The 18,932-nt window shown below is 46.8% G+C and carries 20 protein-coding genes; all 20 read right to left on the reverse strand.

All coding sequences use genetic code 11. The annotated features are described in order from the left end of the window. Positions 1–3: 3 nt before the first annotated feature. A complete protein-coding gene (locus tag MRBLPE1_RS01085; protein ID WP_364140443.1) occupies positions 4–2,094 on the reverse strand; it encodes a chemotaxis protein CheA in 2,091 nt (696 codons plus the stop codon). Positions 2,095–2,138: 44 nt separating this feature from the next. Continuing rightward, positions 2,139–3,500, reverse strand: a complete 1,362-nt coding sequence (locus MRBLPE1_RS01090) for a protein-glutamate methylesterase/protein-glutamine glutaminase (protein ID WP_364140445.1) — start codon at positions 3,498–3,500, stop codon at positions 2,139–2,141. A gap of 26 nt (positions 3,501–3,526) precedes the next feature. After that, a complete protein-coding gene (locus MRBLPE1_RS01095; RefSeq protein WP_364140448.1) occupies positions 3,527–4,396 on the reverse strand; it encodes a MinD/ParA family protein in 870 nt (289 codons plus the stop codon). Continuing rightward, positions 4,393–5,598 carry a flagellar biosynthesis protein FlhF gene (flhF, locus tag MRBLPE1_RS01100; RefSeq protein ID WP_364140451.1) on the reverse strand — a complete coding sequence of 402 codons (1,206 nt, stop codon included), beginning with the start codon at positions 5,596–5,598 and terminating at the stop codon, positions 4,393–4,395. The genes MRBLPE1_RS01095 and flhF overlap by 4 nt, the downstream gene beginning before the upstream one ends. After that, positions 5,595–7,625, reverse strand: a complete 2,031-nt coding sequence (flhA, locus tag MRBLPE1_RS01105) for a flagellar biosynthesis protein FlhA (RefSeq protein WP_364140454.1) — start codon at positions 7,623–7,625, stop codon at positions 5,595–5,597. The genes flhF and flhA overlap by 4 nt, the downstream gene beginning before the upstream one ends. A gap of 22 nt (positions 7,626–7,647) precedes the next feature. After that, a complete protein-coding gene (flhB, locus tag MRBLPE1_RS01110) occupies positions 7,648–8,745 on the reverse strand; it encodes a flagellar biosynthesis protein FlhB (RefSeq protein WP_364140456.1) in 1,098 nt (365 codons plus the stop codon). 12 nt (positions 8,746–8,757) lie between these two features. Beyond that, positions 8,758–9,555 carry a flagellar biosynthetic protein FliR gene (gene fliR, locus MRBLPE1_RS01115; RefSeq protein WP_364140459.1) on the reverse strand — a complete coding sequence of 266 codons (798 nt, stop codon included), beginning with the start codon at positions 9,553–9,555 and terminating at the stop codon, positions 8,758–8,760. 11 nt (positions 9,556–9,566) lie between these two features. Continuing rightward, positions 9,567–9,836, reverse strand: coding sequence for a flagellar biosynthesis protein FliQ (gene fliQ / locus MRBLPE1_RS01120; protein WP_183561717.1), 270 nt, complete (start codon positions 9,834–9,836; stop codon positions 9,567–9,569). Positions 9,837–9,858: 22 nt separating this feature from the next. Beyond that, entirely contained in the window at positions 9,859–10,566 is a 708-nt protein-coding gene (gene fliP, locus MRBLPE1_RS01125) for a flagellar type III secretion system pore protein FliP (RefSeq protein ID WP_364144407.1), read from the reverse strand. 37 nt (positions 10,567–10,603) lie between these two features. Next, the gene (locus MRBLPE1_RS01130) at positions 10,604–11,200 is read right to left on the reverse strand and encodes a flagellar biosynthetic protein FliO (protein WP_364140463.1); all 597 of its coding nucleotides are present in this window, start codon (positions 11,198–11,200) and stop codon (positions 10,604–10,606) included. Between the two features lie 57 nt (positions 11,201–11,257). Next, the gene (locus MRBLPE1_RS01135) at positions 11,258–11,620 is read right to left on the reverse strand and encodes a response regulator (RefSeq protein ID WP_028611027.1); all 363 of its coding nucleotides are present in this window, start codon (positions 11,618–11,620) and stop codon (positions 11,258–11,260) included. Between the two features lie 21 nt (positions 11,621–11,641). After that, complete coding sequence (gene fliY, locus MRBLPE1_RS01140) at positions 11,642–12,919, reverse strand: flagellar motor switch phosphatase FliY (RefSeq protein WP_364140467.1); 1,278 nt, start codon at positions 12,917–12,919, stop codon at positions 11,642–11,644. Then, positions 12,909–13,910 (reverse strand): flagellar motor switch protein FliM, encoded by a 1,002-nt coding sequence (fliM, locus tag MRBLPE1_RS01145; RefSeq protein WP_364140470.1) that lies wholly within the window; start codon positions 13,908–13,910, stop codon positions 12,909–12,911. Before fliM ends, fliY begins: the two co-directional genes overlap by 11 nt. A gap of 37 nt (positions 13,911–13,947) precedes the next feature. Further along, entirely contained in the window at positions 13,948–14,412 is a 465-nt protein-coding gene (locus MRBLPE1_RS01150) for a flagellar basal body-associated FliL family protein (RefSeq protein ID WP_364140473.1), read from the reverse strand. Beyond that, positions 14,409–14,636 (reverse strand): flagellar FlbD family protein, encoded by a 228-nt coding sequence (locus MRBLPE1_RS01155; RefSeq protein WP_364140476.1) that lies wholly within the window; start codon positions 14,634–14,636, stop codon positions 14,409–14,411. Before MRBLPE1_RS01155 ends, MRBLPE1_RS01150 begins: the two co-directional genes overlap by 4 nt. A 55-nt stretch (positions 14,637–14,691) precedes the next feature. Further along, on the reverse strand, positions 14,692–15,510 hold the full coding sequence (flgG, locus tag MRBLPE1_RS01160) for a flagellar basal body rod protein FlgG (protein WP_364140479.1): 819 nt from the start codon (positions 15,508–15,510) through the stop codon (positions 14,692–14,694). Between the two features lie 116 nt (positions 15,511–15,626). Further along, complete coding sequence (locus MRBLPE1_RS01165) at positions 15,627–16,004, reverse strand: TIGR02530 family flagellar biosynthesis protein (RefSeq protein WP_364140482.1); 378 nt, start codon at positions 16,002–16,004, stop codon at positions 15,627–15,629. Beyond that, on the reverse strand, positions 16,004–16,531 hold the full coding sequence (locus MRBLPE1_RS01170; RefSeq protein ID WP_364140485.1) for a flagellar hook capping FlgD N-terminal domain-containing protein: 528 nt from the start codon (positions 16,529–16,531) through the stop codon (positions 16,004–16,006). The genes MRBLPE1_RS01165 and MRBLPE1_RS01170 overlap by 1 nt, the downstream gene beginning before the upstream one ends. A gap of 41 nt (positions 16,532–16,572) precedes the next feature. After that, a complete protein-coding gene (locus MRBLPE1_RS01175; RefSeq protein WP_364140488.1) occupies positions 16,573–17,946 on the reverse strand; it encodes a flagellar hook-length control protein FliK in 1,374 nt (457 codons plus the stop codon). A 47-nt stretch (positions 17,947–17,993) separates the two neighbouring features. Next, positions 17,994–18,899, reverse strand: a complete 906-nt coding sequence (locus MRBLPE1_RS01180; protein ID WP_364140491.1) for a magnesium transporter MgtE N-terminal domain-containing protein — start codon at positions 18,897–18,899, stop codon at positions 17,994–17,996. Positions 18,900–18,932: the final 33 nt, after the last annotated feature.

Consider the following 18,932-nt stretch of genomic DNA (forward strand, 5'->3'; position numbering starts at 1 on the left):
TCCTTATTTGATAAGCGCGTTCGGATCAATTATTAGTGCGACATAACCATCGCCAAGAATGGTCGCGCCGGAAATCGCTTCGATGTTTGTTAAATATTTACCCAATGTTTTAAGAACGATCTCACTTTGACCGATAAATTCATCAACCATCACCGCAGCCCATTTCTCGCCTTTTCGAACCACGACAATTTCAGTCTCCGCTTCATCGTTTTCATTGAAATCAGGAGAATCAAGTACTTTACTCAAAGATACTAAAGGAATGATTGCATTTCTAAATTCAATCATCTTATTCCCGTGTACATTTAAAATTTGTTCCCTGCGGATAATGCCGGTTTCAACGATTGAAGATAAAGGGATCGCGTATTTCTCTGAGCCTAGTTTGATCAGCATCGCCGATATGATCGAAAGCGTAAGCGGCAGCTGTACGGAAAACTTAGTGCCTCTGCCAAACGCGGAATCTATCGTTACGTTACCGCCTAACGAGGTGATTTTGGAGCGTACGACGTCAAGACCTACGCCGCGACCGGAAATATCCGAAATCTTGTCCGCCGTGCTAAACCCTGCTGCAAAAATCAGCATATTAATTTCATCCGGCGTCAATAGCTTCGCTTGCTCTTCGGTGACAACACCATTTTTAATCGCGGTTTTAAGCACGCGCTCGTGATGAATGCCGCGTCCATCCTCTTCTACTTCAATGAAGACATGGTTGCCGCTGTGATAAGCCCGCAAGTTGATGGTACCTGTCTCCGGCTTTCCTGCTGCAATGCGCTCTTCTACGGTTTCGATGCCATGGTCGACCGAATTTCTCAACAAATGGACAAGCGGGTCGCCGATTTCATCGATGACGGTACGATCCAGCTCCGTATCCGCTCCGGTAATAACAAGATCGATTTTCTTATCCAGCGATTTCGCCAAATCTCTAATCATGCGCGGGAAACGGTTGAATACGGAATCAACGGGAACCATGCGCAGCTTGAGCACGATGCTTTGCAAATCCGAGCTGACACGCGTCATGTGCTCTACCGTTTCCGTTAGATCATTACGCTTGATTTCACTCGAAAGCTGCTCGAGCCTAACCCGGTCGATCAGCAGTTCGCTAAACAAGTTCATAAGCGTATCGAGTCTCTCGATATCAACGCGTATCGTTCTTGAAACGTTGGCAGGAGCTGCTTGCGCTGCCGGCGCTTGTCCTTTGCCGGCGGCTTCGCGAGGCGCCTCAGCCTTAACGGATGCCGATACGGCTGGCGTAATGTCTTTAACTTCCTCGACAACCTCAACTGCCGCTGCGGCATTGGATTGGCTGAGTACGGCCAATGACTCAGCGTCAAGCAGCGTCACGACAGCGGATTCGATTTCCGAGATATTAAGCAGCTGCGCTTGAAGATCTTCTTGGGTCAAACGCGAAATCGTGAATACAGCGAAGGTAAAATCAAACTTTTCCTGTTCGATATCTTGTACCGACGGATCAGATTTGATAACCTCCCCGTTACGTTCGAGTAGATCAAACACCATGTAAGCACGTACCGCTTTCAGCATGCAATTATCACGAATCGCTATCTGAATGTGAAAAACATGATGGCCTGATTCTATCGATTGCAGCAAAATAGAAGATTGGAATTCATCCAGCAGCATCGCCCCTGATACGCTTGATGTTGCAGCATTTCCTGCATTTGCGGCTACAGTTGGCGCTGTAATTGATTGGTTAGCGCTATAGTCGCTTTTTAAAATAATTTGCAGTGATGCCACAATTGCCGTGACGTCAGCTTTGCCAGTCCCGCCGCCTACGATATCCTGAACCATCGCCTCAAGAGCATCAAGCCCTTTAAACAACGTGTCAAAAATAAAGCTGTCCATTTTGAGCTTGCTATTGCGAATGAGATCCAGCACGTTTTCCATTTCATGCGTCAGCGCGGCCAAATCTTCAAATCCCATAGTAGCTGACATCCCTTTCAGCGTATGCGCTGACCGGAAGATGTTTTGAACGATACTAAGCTCCTCAGGCTCGCTTTCCAGCCGAAGCAAATTTTCGTTCAAGGATTGCAGGTGATCATTAGATTCATCGATAAACATCGATAAATAGGCATTCATATCCATTTCCTAGCACCTCCTGTTGGTATGTTTAAGCGATTGGAGCCTATTTATTTCAGCATTGCCTGCACGAGTTGTGAAGCAATGTGTTGAAGCGGTAATATTTTGTTGACACATCCTGCCTCAACGGCCGATCTTGGCATGCCGTAAACGACACAGGTTTCTTCGGCTTCTGCAATGGTGGTTTCTATGCCGCATTCGGCCAGAAGCTTCATCCCTTTAGCCCCATCGCTGCCCATACCCGTCATTATGACCGCATGGCGCTTGAGTTCGCGATATGGCGTAAGCGACTCAAACAATACATCGACTGAAGGTCGATGACCGTTACGCAGAGGCTGCTCCGTCAGTAAGATCGTATAACCGCCTGTTTCTTTACAAAGCTCCATATGGTATCCCCCTGGGGCAATATAAACCACTCCGGCTTTTACTCTTTCGCCTTGTTCTGCCTCGACGACTTGAAGTTCGCTAAAACTATCAAGACGTTGAGCCAGCGATTTCGTAAATCTTGGAGGCATATGCTGCACGATTAGAACAGGAGCAGGAAAGTCAGCAGGCAACGAAGTAATGACCTCATGCAGCGCCCTTGGACCTCCTGTAGATGTGCCAATGGCTACGATATGTTTAAACGATGTCACCGAACCGCTAGCCGCTCCTCTTCTAACGATTGGCGGTTCCGCAGACTGAGGCTTAAGTTCAGGCTGCACGGGTTTGCCGACTAATTTGGAAGATGACGCCGCCTGCTTTGCTTTATCAGGTGCAGCGTCCCCAGGATTAGCGCCACTTTGTTTTGTATGTAAAGGGGGTGCCGATCGCTGCAGCCCCAGCTTGCCATCCTCTTTCGGAAACAACGGCTTGTCCCGGTCTTTAACAGGGGTAGGCAGCGGTGCGGGCGTTGGCTCCACATGTTGTTTAGGCTTTTCCGAGGCAGCAGCGTTTTGCTGCTTCGCTTGATTTATTTCATCGATTACCGGCGCTTGCTTCTCATGGATTGTTATAGCAGGCTGGTGCCGCTTCGTTAACACGGCAGTTCGCAATTTTTCAAGTAAAAAATCGCCAACCTGGTGAATATCGTTCGAAATAGCGTTGGAGGGTTTTCGAATAAAATCGAATGCCCCGAATTGCAATGCTTTTATCGTTTCTCTCGTATTGTCTTCGCTGATCCCCGAAAGCATAATAACAGGGGTCGGATTTTCCTTCATAATGGCTTGCAGTGCTTCTATCCCGTTCATTAGAGGCATTTCCAAATCCAAGGTAACGGCATCCGGCTTCCACTCGAGGACCGCTTCTATCGCCTCTTGGCCGTTGGCAGCGGTCGCAACAATCGTAAACTGAGGATCCTGAATAATTAGATCGCTAATAATCTTCCGCATAAATCCGGAATCATCAACTACAAGCACGCGATAAGGAACCATATCATTTCCTCCTCACTTTCAAAGGATTATCTTGAGAGTCTGAACATTTTATGCAAAAATCCTTTGACTCCGCCGCTAGGCGCCGAGCTCTGCGGTATTTCTAGAAATTGCTTCGCGATCCGTTCAATGGCAACGGAAGCTTCGCTCCCCGGATATGCCACCGTAAAAGGGATCTGTCGCTTAACGGCTTTTGAAACGTTCGGATCATCCGGCAAAATACCTAAATGAGGCAATTCCGATTGCAAAAATCGCTGGGAAACCATACTGATTTTGTCCGCGGTTTGTTTCCCCTCCCGCGCATCGGACGCACGGTTGACGATTAATTTGAATTGAACGTCCACTTCCATGGTTTTGACCATCTTAATTAAGGCATAAGCATCCGTTATTGACGTCGGCTCGGGCGTAGTTACCACAATCGTTTCCTGTGCGGCGGTAATGAACTTAACGGTCTCCTTCGAGAGGCCGGCCCCGGTGTCAAACAAGATTAGATCATATTTGCCATGCAGCTTGCTAATTTCATCCGCGAACCGGTCGAGCTGCTCCGCTGACAAATCCATGAGATCCCGAAAACCGGAGCCTCCGGCGATAAAATGGAGACCCTCAGGGCCTTCCTGTACGATTTCCCATATCGTTTTTTCTTGCTTAAGCAAGTGGTACAAATTATAAGTGGACGATACTCCCATAAGCACGTCAATATTTGCCATGCCGATGTCAGCATCAAAAACAAGCACTTTTTTCCCTAAACGTTGAAGCGACAAGGCAAAATTCAAACTGAAATTTGATTTCCCTACTCCGCCCTTCCCGCTAGTGACCGTTACGACCCGAGTCGTTCGTCCATCTTCTTGAAGCTCCTGCTGTTTGACTAAGTTGCGTAACGCTTCAGCTTGATCCATCATGGGGCATTACTCCTCAGAAGCTGGCGGATGTACGAATCGACCTGGAACTTCTCAATATCATCCGGAACGGTTTGACCGCTTGCCATATAAGTAGGAAGCAATTCAAAATTCATTATCAGATTGAATATGGCGCCATAAACCGATGTTTCATCCAGCTTGGTGAATAGCACTTTTTGAACGCCGTATTTGCAAAAATGATCCGCGACCGCGGCCATGTCCCTTGTTTTCCCAGTCATGCTCAGCACTAGAATGGTTTCACTTGGCTCGGTGGTTTGAAGCAAGCTGTTCACTTCGGATACATGCAGCTCGCTGCGGAAATTCCGTCCTGCCGTATCCATGTAAATCAGCTCACGCTCTTCGAGCTGTTTGAAGGCGCGAGGCAAATCCATTTGGGAAAATACGACCTCAAGCGGGACGTTCAAAATGTTCGCATAGGTTCTGAGCTGGTCCACGGCCGCAATCCGGTATGTATCGGAAGTAATAAAACCGACCTTTTTCCCGTGCTTGATGGTTTGCTCTGCCGCCAGCTTAGCGATCGTTGTGGTCTTGCCGACGCCGGTTGGCCCGACGAAATGTACGACTCTGGCCTGACTGCTAATCCCGCTGCCGCCGTAAGGCTGCAGCCATTCTTCCAGCTGCTTTGCGGCATGCTCCCATACCTGCTCCCTGCCGAATTCGCTGCCTTCCTCTGTTTGCTTGTCCATGATGGCTTGAAGCAATCGTTCAATCCACTGCGTTTCCATTTCTTGTTCAATCAAATGCTCATTAAGCTTTATCAGATGCTCGGACATTGCTGCCGTTTGCGTGTTCTGCTTTGAGAGCTTGACCATATACTCTCTTAGATCCCTGATCTCATCAATGATATGTTGTTCCCGCTCGCTGCTATGGTTCTGCTTTTCGACAGGAGAGGTGGTCGGCGGTTCCATAACGGCTGTTGGTGCCGAGCGCTGCGCCGTTTTCAAAATTTGTTCAACCGCTGCCTCCACTTGAGGATTCGATAAGCGCTGTGGCGACGCCGGTGGGTTCGCTTGATTAGATTCGATAGCGGCGATAACCTCCATCTTTTTCTTGCGAAACATCCCCATAAAACCGCCAACCTTAATTTCTTTCGTATTTAAAATCACCGCGTCTTTTCCAAGCTCGCTTCTAATCATAGTCACAGCCTCTGGCAGTGCATTTACAACATAACGTTTTACTCTCATAAATTCACCACCCCGACGCTTTGGACTTCGATGTTGGGTTCAAGCTCACTGTAAGAAAGCACAGGCACATCTTGCATCGTTCTCTCTACAATTTGTCTCAAATACATACGAATAGTAGGTGATGCGAGAACGACAGGCTGTTGACCGGATTGTATTTGACGATTTACATGCTCGGTCAGCTTCTGGTAGATCTGCTGGGTAGAAACAGGGTCTAGGGCGATATAGCTGCCTTGATCAGACTGCTGAACCGATTCCGCGATTTTTTTCTCAAGCTGCGGGCCAACCGTGATCACGCGCAGCGTATCGCTGCCCGATGAAAACTGCTGCGTTATTTGTCTGGATAACGATTGCCTTACATACTCGGTTAAAATATCCGGATCCTTCGTGTAATTCCCATGGTCTGCCAAAGCTTCGAATATCGTGACCAAATCCCTGATGGATACCTTCTCACGTAGCAGCTTGGCCAATACCTTCTGCACGTCGCCGACGGCAAGAATCGATGGAATGAGCTCTTCGATAAGCGCTGGATACGATTCTTTGACATTTTCGACAAGCTGCTTCGTTTCTTGGCGTCCAATCAATTCATGTGCATGGCGTTTAATGATTTCCGTTAAATGCGTTGCCACAACGGATGGAGGATCAACGACGGTATAGCCCGAGAGCTCCGCCCTCTCCTTCATTTGTTCATCTATCCAAATGGCTGGCAATCCGAAGGCAGGCTCCGTTGTTTCAATACCTACAACCGAATCGTCCTCGAAGCCCGGGCTCATGGCCAAATAATGATTGAGCAGCAGGTCGCCGCGCGCAACGGTGTTTCCTTTGATCTTGATGACATATTCATTTGGTTTCAACTGAATGTTATCGCGAATTCGTATCACTGGAACGATAAGTCCCAGCTCGAGCGCACATTGCCTGCGAATCATGATGATCCGGTCGAGCAGGTCGCCTCCCTGCTGCGTATCAGCAAGCGGGATCAGCCCATAACCAAACTCGAATTCGATGGGATCGACTTGCAAGAGACTTATGACGCTCTCGGGGCTTCTAACCTCTTCAATTTGTTGTTCTTCGACCAGCATCTCCTCTTGCTCCTGCTGCTTGTGGATAGCCTTCTGCATATACCAGCCGCCAAAAGCAAGCATGGCCGCAAACGGCCAAGTTCTAATCGGACCAATCGGTGTCAGACCTAATAAAGCGATGGTCCCTGCCGCAATAAACAACAGCTTTGGATATTTGAACAGCTGCGCGGTGACATCCTCTGCCAGATTGCCTTCGGAAGCAGCTCTCGTTACGATAAGACCGGCTGCCGTTGAGATAAGCAAAGCAGGGATCTGACTGACGAGACCGTCACCGATGGTCAAGATCGAGAAGGTGGAAAGCGACTCGCCAAAACTTAGTCCGTGTATCGCCATACCTATGATAAATCCGCCGACTAAGTTAATGACTAGAATGATGATGGAGGCAATCGCATCGCCTTTTACGAATTTGCTGGCACCGTCCATGGCACCGTAAAAATCAGCTTCACGTTCAATTTTGGAGCGCCGGGCTTTTGCTTGATGTTCGTTTATCAGGCCTGCGTTCAAATCGGCATCGATACTCATTTGCTTACCCGGCATCGCGTCCAAAGTAAACCTTGCTGCGACCTCCGCCACACGCTCAGAGCCTTTGGTAATCACGATAAACTGAACGACCACGAGAATGAGGAACACAATGAAGCCGATTGCAATTTCTCCCCCGCCAACCCAGCTGCCAAAGGTAGCAACAACTTCTCCGGCTTCTGCATGTGACAAAATGTTTCTGGTTGTTGATACGTTTAGCGCTAGTCGGAACAGGGTGGTAATTAATAAAATTGCCGGAAATATGGAGAAATCGAGCGCTTCTTTTGTATTCATGGCGATAAGCAAGATCATCAATGCTATTGAAATGTTCAAAATAATTAAAATATCTAGTAGTAGGACTGGGATCGGGATTATCATCATGAGCACAATACCAATTACGCCAAATAGTACTACAAAGTCCTTTGCTTTCATGACGCCGTCTCCTCCCGTGGTGTTATGATGACTTTACTCGTCCCTTCATTTTGTATACATATGCAAGCACCTCGGCTACCGCTTGGAACAAGTCCGGAGGAATGACATCACCGATCTCGGCTCGTTCGTAAAGCGCTCTGGCCAAAGGTTTATTTTCCATCGTGACAACCCCGTTTTCTTTTGCGATCTCCCGAATCCGAAGCGCTACGTGATCCATCCCTTTTGCGATGATCTTTGGCGCCTCCATTTTCGTTGCATCATACTTCAATGCGATAGCAAAATGGGTTGGGTTGGTAATAATGACATCTGCTTTCGGCACCTCTTGCATCATGCGCTGCATAGCCATTCTTCGCTGACGCTCCCGAATTTTCCCCTTGATAAGCGGGTCGCCTTCTGATTTTTTGTATTCATCTTTGATGTCTTGCTTCGACATTCTTAAGCTTTTGTTATGCTCAAAGGTTTGATAGAAGAAATCAGCCAGCGCCAGAACGGTAAGCACTGCTCCGATCTCAATTCCGAGCTTTACGGTAAGACCCGCTGTAAACGTAAATATTTGTTGAATCGGCAGACTTGCCAGAACTAGAATGCGGTCCCAATCCCTTGAAATCGTCGTAAACACAAGCACAGCGACGATTAGGAGCTTTAAGACGCTTTTTAAAAATTCAACGACCGTTTTTGCTGAAAAAATTTGTTTAAACCCGTTTAGCGGATTAATCTTATCGAACTTCATTTTGAGAGGATCGCCGGTTAATAGAAAACCGAACTGCACGATGTTGCCTAAAATTCCGATCAAGACCGTTATTGCGAAGATCGGCAATAAAATAAGCATCAGCTCTATCGCAACATCATTGAAAAGCGACATGACATTTCCGGTTGTTAAGTCCATCAAAAGCCAGTCTTCGAATAAGTTCCCAAACATCACCATGATATGTTCTTTGAAATAGCTGCCTAACATAATGAATCCCAAAAACATAAACAATAATATAAATGAGCCCGGCAGGTCGGATGATCTGGCAACCTGGCCTTTCTTTCTTGCCTCATCTTTTTTCTTTGGCGTGGCCTGCTCCGTCTTTTCCTGACTGAAAAGCTGGAGATCAAGCTCTAGCCGGTAATTTCGCACGAAAGCATCCTCCTATGGCCCTTCAGGCGGCGGTCCTTGCACGATACCGAATAACTGCTCCAATGACTCGAACATAATGGAAAACAATCTTTCAAATATCCCGGCAAGACTTGGCATTAACAAGATAAGCAAAAACATGCCAATAATGAGCTTGAGCGGAATTCCGATGACGAACACATTGAATTGAGGAGCTGTTTTAGTCAAGAAGCCTAATCCTACATCCGTCAAAAACATGGCTACGATAAGCGGCGCTGCTACTTGTATGGCTAATAAAAATGTGTTTCCAACCATCCTCGTTAAAAAATCCGTTACGCTACCACTCATTAGCCTGCTGAACAAATCATTGGATAGAGGCATCCATTGATAGCTGTCCATAAGCCCAGTTAACAAAAAATGGTGGCCGTTCATCATCAGAAAAATAACGATTATTAACATGTACTTGAAGTTGCCAAGCAGCGGAGCCGAAGTGCCTGTATGAGGGTCTACGATGTTTGCCATTGCAAATCCGACTTGCAAATCCATAAAGGCGCCTGCCGTTTGGACCACTGTGAAAAACAAGTAAACAACATAGCCCATCAATACGCCGGTCAATATTTCACGAAACAACACTAGCACGTACTCTGCATCCGGAACGATCGTTTGTTTCATTCCGTAAGTTAAGAAAACGATAAACGATATAAAAAATCCTAGACCGATCTTGAAAACATTCGGAACACCCCGTGATGAAAACACAGGCGCTACGACGAAAAACGCAGTTATTCGACAAAAGATTAGCAAAAAAATAGGAAAACCCTGTACGATCGCGTTCATCCACTCACAACCTAACCGATGTAATTATGAAGATTATTCAGCAGATTGTAAGTGAAGTCGATAACCGTATTAAGTATCCACGGGCCAAAAATGATGATCGACACGAAAACCGCTACGATTTTCGGAACAAAAGCAAGCGTCTGCTCCTGAATCTGTGTTGTTGCTTGAAATATACTGATGATTAATCCCACGACCAAAGCAAGAACGAGCATTGGCGCACTGGCTTTCAAAACCACGAATACGGCCTCGCCGGCCAATCCGATTATGAAATCAGTACTCATCGAACGTCCCTCCCTGCTAGTATCACGTGTTGAAGCTTAACAATAAAGATTTTACGATAAGGTACCATCCGTCCACTAACACAAAGAGCAGTAATTTAAAGGGCAATGAGATCATAACCGGCGGCAGCATCATCATCCCCATCGCCATCAACGTGCTTGCGACAATCATATCGATGACTAAAAAAGGAATGAAAATCATGAAGCCCATTTGAAATGCCGTTTTAAGTTCGCTTATGGCATAGGCTGGTATTAATACCGTAATCGGAATTTCTTCAAAAGAAGCCGGTTTCTCTGTCTTGGTGTAATTCATGAAAAGCATGAGATCCTTTTCGCGCGTGTGAGAAAACATGAACTTCTTCATAGGTACGGAGGCTTCTTGAAAAGCCTCTGTTTGCGAGATTTGACCTTTTAAATAAGGCTGCAGCGCGACCTCATTTACCTGCGAAAAGGTTGGAGCCATAATGAAAAAGGTTAAAAACATGGCTAGACCGATTAGCACTTGATTGGGCGGCATTTGCTGTGTTCCAAGCGAGGTTCTTACAAAGCCAAGTACGATAACAATCCGCGTAAAGCTGGTCATAAGCACCATGATTGCCGGGGCGACGCTTAATACTGTTATCAATAGAAGAATGGATAATGCGCTTGTACCAGGCGCTTCGCCATTCCCGTCACCAATATTGATGGATACATCGGGCAACGGCTCTGCGAATACTTGCGTATGCACGAACATCGCAAGCAGCTGTACAGCGACGATTGTTATCCACCACTTATTTTTCATCGTCCATCAACCGTTCATTTGATTTAGAGTCATGCAGCAGCGATTCCAATTGCTGCTTGCGGTCGGCTTGCTGGGTAAGCTTGTTTTGCAGCAAATCTTGAAAAGAAGACGTTTTGTTCCATTGCTCATTGGATGGTTCAGGCTCGTTCTTTTTGTTGCGGTCCCTCAGCTTATTCAGAAGTTGAGTCGCAAAATCCTTCGGCCAAGCTGATTCCTGTTGACGCTCAAGTGAAGCGATTATAGCTTTCACCTGTTCGGAATCGTCAAGCTTATCGATCAGGGTTATGTTTTCGCCGACGCCAACGATATAAATGCGTCCCGCGATTTCAACGACTTGAAGCGAATTGTTTTGTCCAAGCGCAATGCCGCCGAGCGAACGAAGCGATCGGTTCGTTCCCCACATGCGGTTGCGCTGAGACAGCCATTTAATCACAAAAATAATCAACACGATAACGATGGCAAGCGAAATGATCACCCAAACCAAACTTCCCGCCAAATCGTTTGATCCGGTAAACACCATCTGTTCATCATTGTTTGCGCTGCTGCCTTCCACGGCAGCAGCCGCAAAACGAGGCCATATCGCCATTCCAAGAGCAGACACCATTGAAATGCGCGAAGCTATGTTAAACATATTATCTAACCGTTATCCGAGCGTTTTCTTGATCGCTTCAATAACGCGATCGGCTTGGAACGGTTTGACGATGAAGTCCTTTGCGCCTGCTTGAATCGCATCAATTACCATTGCTTGCTGACCCATTGCTGAACACATAATTACTTTTGCGTTACCGTCGAGCTTTTTAATTTCCTTTAGAGCGGAGATGCCGTCCATTTCAGGCATCGTAATATCCATCGTTGTCAAATCCGGTTTAAGTTCCTTGTACTTCTCAACCGCCTGAGCGCCATCTTGGGCTTCACCGACGACTTCGTAGCCGTTCTTTGATAAAATGTCACGAATCATCATGCGCATGAAAGCTGCGTCGTCTACGATAAGAATGCGGTTTGCCATCTTTTTTATCCTCCTAGGATGCTATTGTAATTTTTGAATGCGGTCCCATTGGCTTACGATATCCGTTACGCGAACACCAAAGTTTTCATCGATAACAACAACCTCGCCTTTGGCAATCAGTTTATTGTTTACTAGAATGTCTACCGGTTCGCCAGCTAGCTTGTCCAGCTCGATAATCGAACCTTGCGACAGCTCCAAAATATCCTTTATTTGCTTTTGGGTCCTACCTAATTCTACAGTGACCTTAAGCGGTATGTCGAGAAGTAAATTGAGGTTTGTTTCATCTGGTTGAATAAACGGCGCATTGCCAAAATTAGCAAATTGAACAGGCTGCACATTAACATTGCGATTAGCTGCATGACCGTATGTATGCGGTCCTGGCGGCTGCATGGACATGTCATAGCCAGCTGCCGGAATTTGGTACTGGTTAGGCGGCATTTGCTGCATGGGCGGCGCCATATTCATTTGCGGCGGCACAGCATTCATATACGCCGTTGCAGCTGTTTCCTGCATAGCCATCGCTTGCTGCGCTGCAGGCGCAGCAAGAGGCGCGGCAGGAGACGCTTGCGGCGGCGTAACAGGCGCTGCGGGAGCAGGCTCATCTACTACTCCCATCAAGATATCCACCATTTGCTTCGCAAAAGGAATCGGAAGAAGCTGCATGATGGTTGAATCGATAAGATCGCCAATCGTCAACCGGAATGAAATTTTAATGAACAAATCAACCGGCGGCAAATGATCCAAGCCGTCTCCGTTATTCACGTCCAAAATATCAATGCCTGGAGGCGAAATATTGACAAAGCGGTTAAAAATCGTTGACATCGATGTAGCGGATGATCCCATCATCTGGTTCATCGCTTCTTGGACGGCACTGATATGGATTTCATTAAGCTCTTCGATGCTAATGTTGTTACCATCCCCGCCAAGCATCAAATCCGCAATAATTTGAGCATCCTTTGTTTTAATAACCAATGAGTTTATGCCCTGAAACCCGTCAACATATTGCACGCTTACGGCGACATGCGGCTTTGGAAAAATATCTGGCAGCTCATCTTTTCTGACAATGGTGACTTGCGGAGTTGTAATATCCACTTTCTTGCCCAGCAAAGTCGACAAAGCTGTCGCAGCGCTGCCAAAAGTAATATTACCAATTTCTCCGAGTGCAGACTGTTCCATCTCAGATAAGAAGTCTGAAAGCTGAGTTCCGGCCTCAGAGGGCTGTTCCGTTTCCGGCTCACTGGAGGATTGACGAAGCAATGCATCAATTTCCTCTTGTGACAAATAGTCTTTACTCATCATAATCTTCTTCCACTCCCTCAACGACAATCTCATCTACTTGAACAGCTAACCGATCCTTAACGGAGCCAGGACTGCCAATAAACTTAAGCTTGTCACCAACTTTAATTTTCAGACCGTCATCGACTGACTTATTAAGTGAAATAACATCACCGATATTCAAGCCCAGAAACTCTTTAATCGTAAGCGATGATTCGCCGAGTTCAGCTACGATCGGAAGCTTGGCTTTATTTACCCGTTGCTCCAATATCTCGACTTCCTCAGGCGCTCTGGCTTTCTTCTGCGACACAAACCAATGATGCACGGACAATCTGGACATGATCGGTTCAATGACGACATGGGGGATGCAAAGGTTAATCATTCCTGTGGTATCGCCGATTTTGGTGCTGAAAGAAATCAGAGCTATCGTCTCGTTCGGAGATACGATTTGCATGAACTGCGGATTCGTCTCCAACGCTTCGAGTCTCGGAGAAATGTCGATGATCGTTTTCCAAGCCTCTTGCAAGCTTTCAAACGTGCGGCTAAAGATTCGCTCCATGATGATCGTTTCAATCTCTGTTAAGTTATTGATTTTGGACGGCGCCACACCTTGTCCGCCTAACATTCGATCGAGCATGGCATAAGCCACGTTCGGATGAACCTCAAGCACCATTCGGCCTTCCAGCGGCTCCGCTTCAAATATGTTCAAGATCGTCATCTTAGGAATCGATCGTATAAATTCGTCATAAGGCAATTGCTCGACCTGCACGACATTTATTTGAACAAATGTGCGAAGTTGCGCTGAGAAATAGGTTGTCAAATATCGCGCGAAGTTCTCATGAATCCGAGTCAAGCTCCGAATATGATCCTTCGAAAACCGAACGGCGCGCTTGAAATCATACAAACTGACTTTGCGGGTCGTCTCTTCCTTTTTTAAATCCTCTGCATCCATTTCACCGGAATCCAAGGCAGCAAGTAGCGCATCAATTTCATTTTGCGATAAAACATCAACCAAATATCTCACCTCCTTCGAGGAATGTCGGCGTAGTCAGTTAAATTTCAGTAATAATAAAGTTTGTGATTTCTACTTTTACCAATTTCCCTTTTGGTATGATTGGAGTGATAAGATTTAGCAGCTTGGATTCAAGCGCATCTTCGCCCTGCGAGCCCTGCAGCTCATCGGCGGTCATATCTGCCAAGGCACGGTTAATAATCGGTCTGACTTCGATTTCGATAATCTTGTCGAACTCTTCTTTTGCTTTCTTGCCGTCCAGCTGAAATGCAAAGCTAAGTACAACGACATATTCCGGATCTTTCAAGTTCCTTCTGAAATCCTTTAATTCCGAAGTCACTTCCACGCGTTCATCAGCAGACAAAACCTTAACCTCGATCGTTTCTGTCTCGGCAGCCTGCTCTTTCGGATCCGAGAAAAAGGATTTAAACAAAATGATGGCAACAATAGCGATTAACGTAATGGATAACAAAATCGTAATTAACCAGGGAAGCATTTTTTTCATGATGAGGGACCCTCCGTTTGCTCACTCTTCTGGGCCGCCGCAACGAGGCCAATGGTACGAAGATACTGTTGATTAAGTAACAACAGCTCTGCTGTCTTTTCTTTCACGACCAGCTTTTTTCCGGTCGTGAGCGTTATAACTGTATCCGCGGCTTCTTCTATCACTTCTATTAATAATGCATTGATTGTAACTTTTGTTCCGTTTAAACGCGTTACGGTAATCATTAGTAACCCCCTCTCACTTGGGGAGGCACTAAGCCTCCCGCCCATTATGACTTACCTATCGTTTTAAGTTAACAACCTCTTGCAAAATTTCATCGGAAGTTGTAATGATACGTGAATTCGCTTGGAAACCACGCTGCGCCACGATCATTTCTGTAAATTCTGCAGTCAAATCTACATTAGACATCTCGAGTTGGCCAGCAATAATTGCACCGGTGCCAAGCTCAGGGTCACCGGCAAATGTCATGAAATCTTCAATGGAAGCATCTGGATTCGCATTTGCCGTTACGCGGTACATGTTCCCGCCCAGCTTCTCAAGTCCGCTTGGATTTACTACTTTAGCAACCCCTAGCTGTGCAACGGCTTCCGTACCGTCAGCCGTCACGCCCATTATCGTGCCGTCTTGGCCTATCGAAAAAGCGGTAATCGCTTCGTCAAGCACAATCGGCTCCTGATCCGCGCTAAGTACAAAGTAACCGTCGCCTGTAACAAGCTGTCGATTCGCATCCAGCGTAAAGTTACCTGCACGCGTTAACAGCATCTCGGATTCCTCGCTTGCCCTTACGACAAAGAAGCCGTCCCCGTCAATACGCAGATCCGTCGCTTGGTTAGTCGTCATCGCGCTACCTGCGGTATGTACCGTGTCAATGGAGCCGATTGATACACCGAGACCGATTTGTTTCGCGTTTACGCCGCCCCGTACGCCTTCTTCTGGTGCGGTAACGCCCGCAACGGTTTGGCTTAGAATATCCTTAAACATCACTCGGCCTGCTTTAAAACCAACCGTGTTAACGTTCGCAATGTTGTTGCCGATAACGTCAAGCTTGGTTTGGAAACCGCGCATACCGGAAACGCCCGAATACATCGATCTTAGCATTTTACTTATTCCTCCTGGAATATGGATTAAAATCATTAGGCTTAAAAAGGATGTATGCACTATCATTTAGCTGCTTCAATCGGTCCACAGCTTGAGGCTTCCTGATAGGTCCAGCCTTACGATAAAATAATAGCGCTGTCGATTTGTGTAAATACGTTGCTTTTCATTTGTCCCCCGTCCATTGCCGTCACAACGGTGCGGCTTGGCACGTTCACGATCATTGCGATATCGCGGAAAACAATTAATGAGTCCTGCGCGCCCTTGGATGCAGCCTCTTCCACTGCGTTCATGATTTTTGTGAGTGATTCGGGCTGTAATTTAATGCCTCTCTGCTGCATGCGTACTTCTGCATGGTGACTGAACTTAAGAACTTTGGCATTAAGCATATCTTGAAACTCTGTTGACTGCGTTGCCCGGCTTGCGGCTGCTTTGCTAGCCTGAAGAGGTGTCGACTTCACGGGAAAGATATGACCGATTTTCACGCCATCGTTCATTAACTCTCAGCCCCTTCCCCCGCGCTCTCCGAACTGGAAGAATCGTTTTCCGCCGCACTCTCCTCTACATCTGTTACTTCTTCCGTATCGTTATTGGTTTCCGAGATAGATGTAACATAGTCCAGTGCTACCTCTGCTCCGCCTACTCTTGCATAAAGGATGCCTTCCTTCGAGATTATGGAATCGACAATCCCCTTAACGGTAATCACTTCGCCGGCATCGTCATATTCATTCCACTCAATCGATTTGCCGATAAGGCTAGAAGCTGAACCAATGTTCTGACGCATTAACGTAAGTTCAGTCGACATGTTCATGAGCTGCTCGACAGAAGTAAACTGCGCCATCTGTGCGATAAAATCCTTATCTTGAAGCGGCTGCATGGGATCCTGATTGCGCAGCTGAGTGACGAGTATGCTAAGAAATTGGTCTTTTCCAAGCGTATCCGAGCTTTTTTTGCTAGCTGCGGCCTGCACATTCGCTTGACTATAGTTAGGCCACACTGCGCGAGTTGAAATGCTATCTGTCATTTCCGATCACCTCCGATCATATTAACGATACATCCGATCCGCTAAGCTCTAACATTTATTCCCCTGCCAAAACCAAGGCCATGACTCGCAGCTTGTTCAACCATCTCCGTTTCAAAGCTGCCATCGCTTGAACTCTCGTCATTATGAAGCACCTGACGGTTCGAAGACTGCTGATGACTGCTGCTTTGCCCTTGATGCTGCTGAGACAGCTGCGAGGCGGATTGCCCTGTTGCTACCTCAAGCTTATCTACCATTAATCCCTGTGCTTGCAGCGCCGAGCGCAATTGAGCCATTTGATTGTCCAGCATATCTTTGGCCATCGCATTGTCTGTCTGGAAAATCGCTGTCAATAAACCGTTTTGCATCGTAATCCGAACATCAACTTGACCGAGATGCTCAGGGAATAACATGATCTTTGCTTCGGAAACACCGTTAACCGTTGTTAAATCGAACTTTTGAACGATCATCCCCGTCATCGATTGAGCAAACTCATCCGCAGCTACAAATGAAGTCGTTGCCGCTGTATTCACGACAAGCGGTGTGATTCCGCGCAACGTTTCCGGATTATTTGATCCAAGATGCAGTTGCGGGCTCATCTCAACAGCGGTAGCTGCTGCTTCCGTATCCACCGTTTGCACCACAGCTTGTGCTGTAGTCGTGGATAGCAAGGCAGGATGGACCGATTGCTGCGACAAGCGCTGCAAAAGAGTACCGGCTTCCGCTTGCGGGGCTTGCTGTACGGTAAACAGTTGTTGTGTAAAGGCCGTCGATTTCGTTTGTTGCTTTGTTGTATCCACAGGTTCGCCTTCCAAAATCGCTGTTAACGCTTGTAGCTGCTTTGCCACCAATGCAGTTGGTTCCTGCTGCTGAATCAGCTTCGTAGTCCCCTGCTGGATCATGATCTGTAACTGGATCAAGGTATCCTGCAGTTTTGGCTTAATATCCGCTGCGGTTATCATTTCTTGAGCTACCGTAACTGCGGCAGCCTCTTCGGGGATTAGTTTGTTCGTCGGCTGGATCACGGGAACGGGTAATCCAAGAAGCTCAAGTAATGCATTCATTTGATCCAACACTTCGGATAATTGTTGAAGCTGCTCCTCATTTTCAGCGGAAGCTTCCGTATCGTTTGAAACCGGAGTTTCAAGCTGCTCGAGCAGACCGTCTATGATCGACATAAGATCCGATAATGTAGGCGCCGAAGCAGATGCGCCGGCTTCGATCGCCGCTTCTTTATTTACAACAGCTGTTAAAGGCGCTGTTTGTGTTGTGCTTGGATTCGCTGCTGTCTCACCATTAATCTGTTGGACTAATGTTTTTTGAAATGCCGCGCCGCCTGCGTTTTTTCCAGCCTGAGCATTCGCAGTCGATTGTCCTTGCGGCTGCGCAATTGCAACCTGAGGAACCATCATTTCCATTTTTTCACCTCCCTTCAAATAGCAGCTATCCAAATCCAGATCAACTATTAGCTACCTGTCATTAGTTTCGATACCATTTGTGCGGTCAGCGTTTCATTAATGCCAGACATTTCGGCTAATATAGCCGATCTGGTTTCATTATCAACCGCGTTGAGGATCCGGAGAACCTTGCTCGGGCTGACCTCCACCATTTTGATCAATAGCTCACCCGCGCTCTTGGCATCCATCGCCGTAAAGGTTGCGCTTAGCTGCTCTTGATCAAGCACAGAAGATGCAGGCTTTGCCACGGTCGTTTTCTGAGAATCAAGCTTCGCTTGAAGCGCCGCAATCTGCAGATCCTTTGCCTTTACATTGTCCTTCAGCTTCATTGCTGCATCCGCAGCCGTCTGAGGATTCATTTTCTCCATAATACGAACCCTGTCATCCGGGCGCATATTCGCGAACACAAGAACCATTTCATCCAAAGTCATGCTTTGCAAAATCGGTGCTGCTTTGCTTGGCGTTATTTTGGAGAACATGCTCGCTAGTTCTTGAATCTTGGCTTGGTACTGTTCATCCTCTAGCGATTGCTCTTCATTCGCGCTCTTCAATTGTGAATTGTCGTTCTCAAGGCTCTTAACCTCTTGCTCAAGCGTGGTCTTCGTTTGATTAGCAGCGGCCAGTTCACTTTCAATGGCCGTTAGCTGTGCTTGAAGATCCGCAATCTTAGCTGACATATTCGATGCCTTCAATGCATCGTCATTTGTTAACCCGCCTGCAACCTTTGGTTCAGGCAGTACGTCTTTAATGAAAGGAATTGAATTTCCGGCTTCAAGCATCTTGTTTCGGAAATCATTATTGAACAAGGTGTACAAAACACCTAACAATACAATCGCAAATAATATAGGCGTCATCAAAAACATAATTCGTTCAAGCGTGCTGTAGCCTTGCTTCTCGTTATCCGTACCCGCCAATTCCACTCACTCCCTCTAGCCGGTGTCACGCAT

This window comes from Paenibacillus sp. LPE1-1-1.1 (assembly GCF_040676435.1).
In the GTDB taxonomy this organism is placed as follows: domain Bacteria; phylum Bacillota; class Bacilli; order Paenibacillales; family Paenibacillaceae; genus Pristimantibacillus.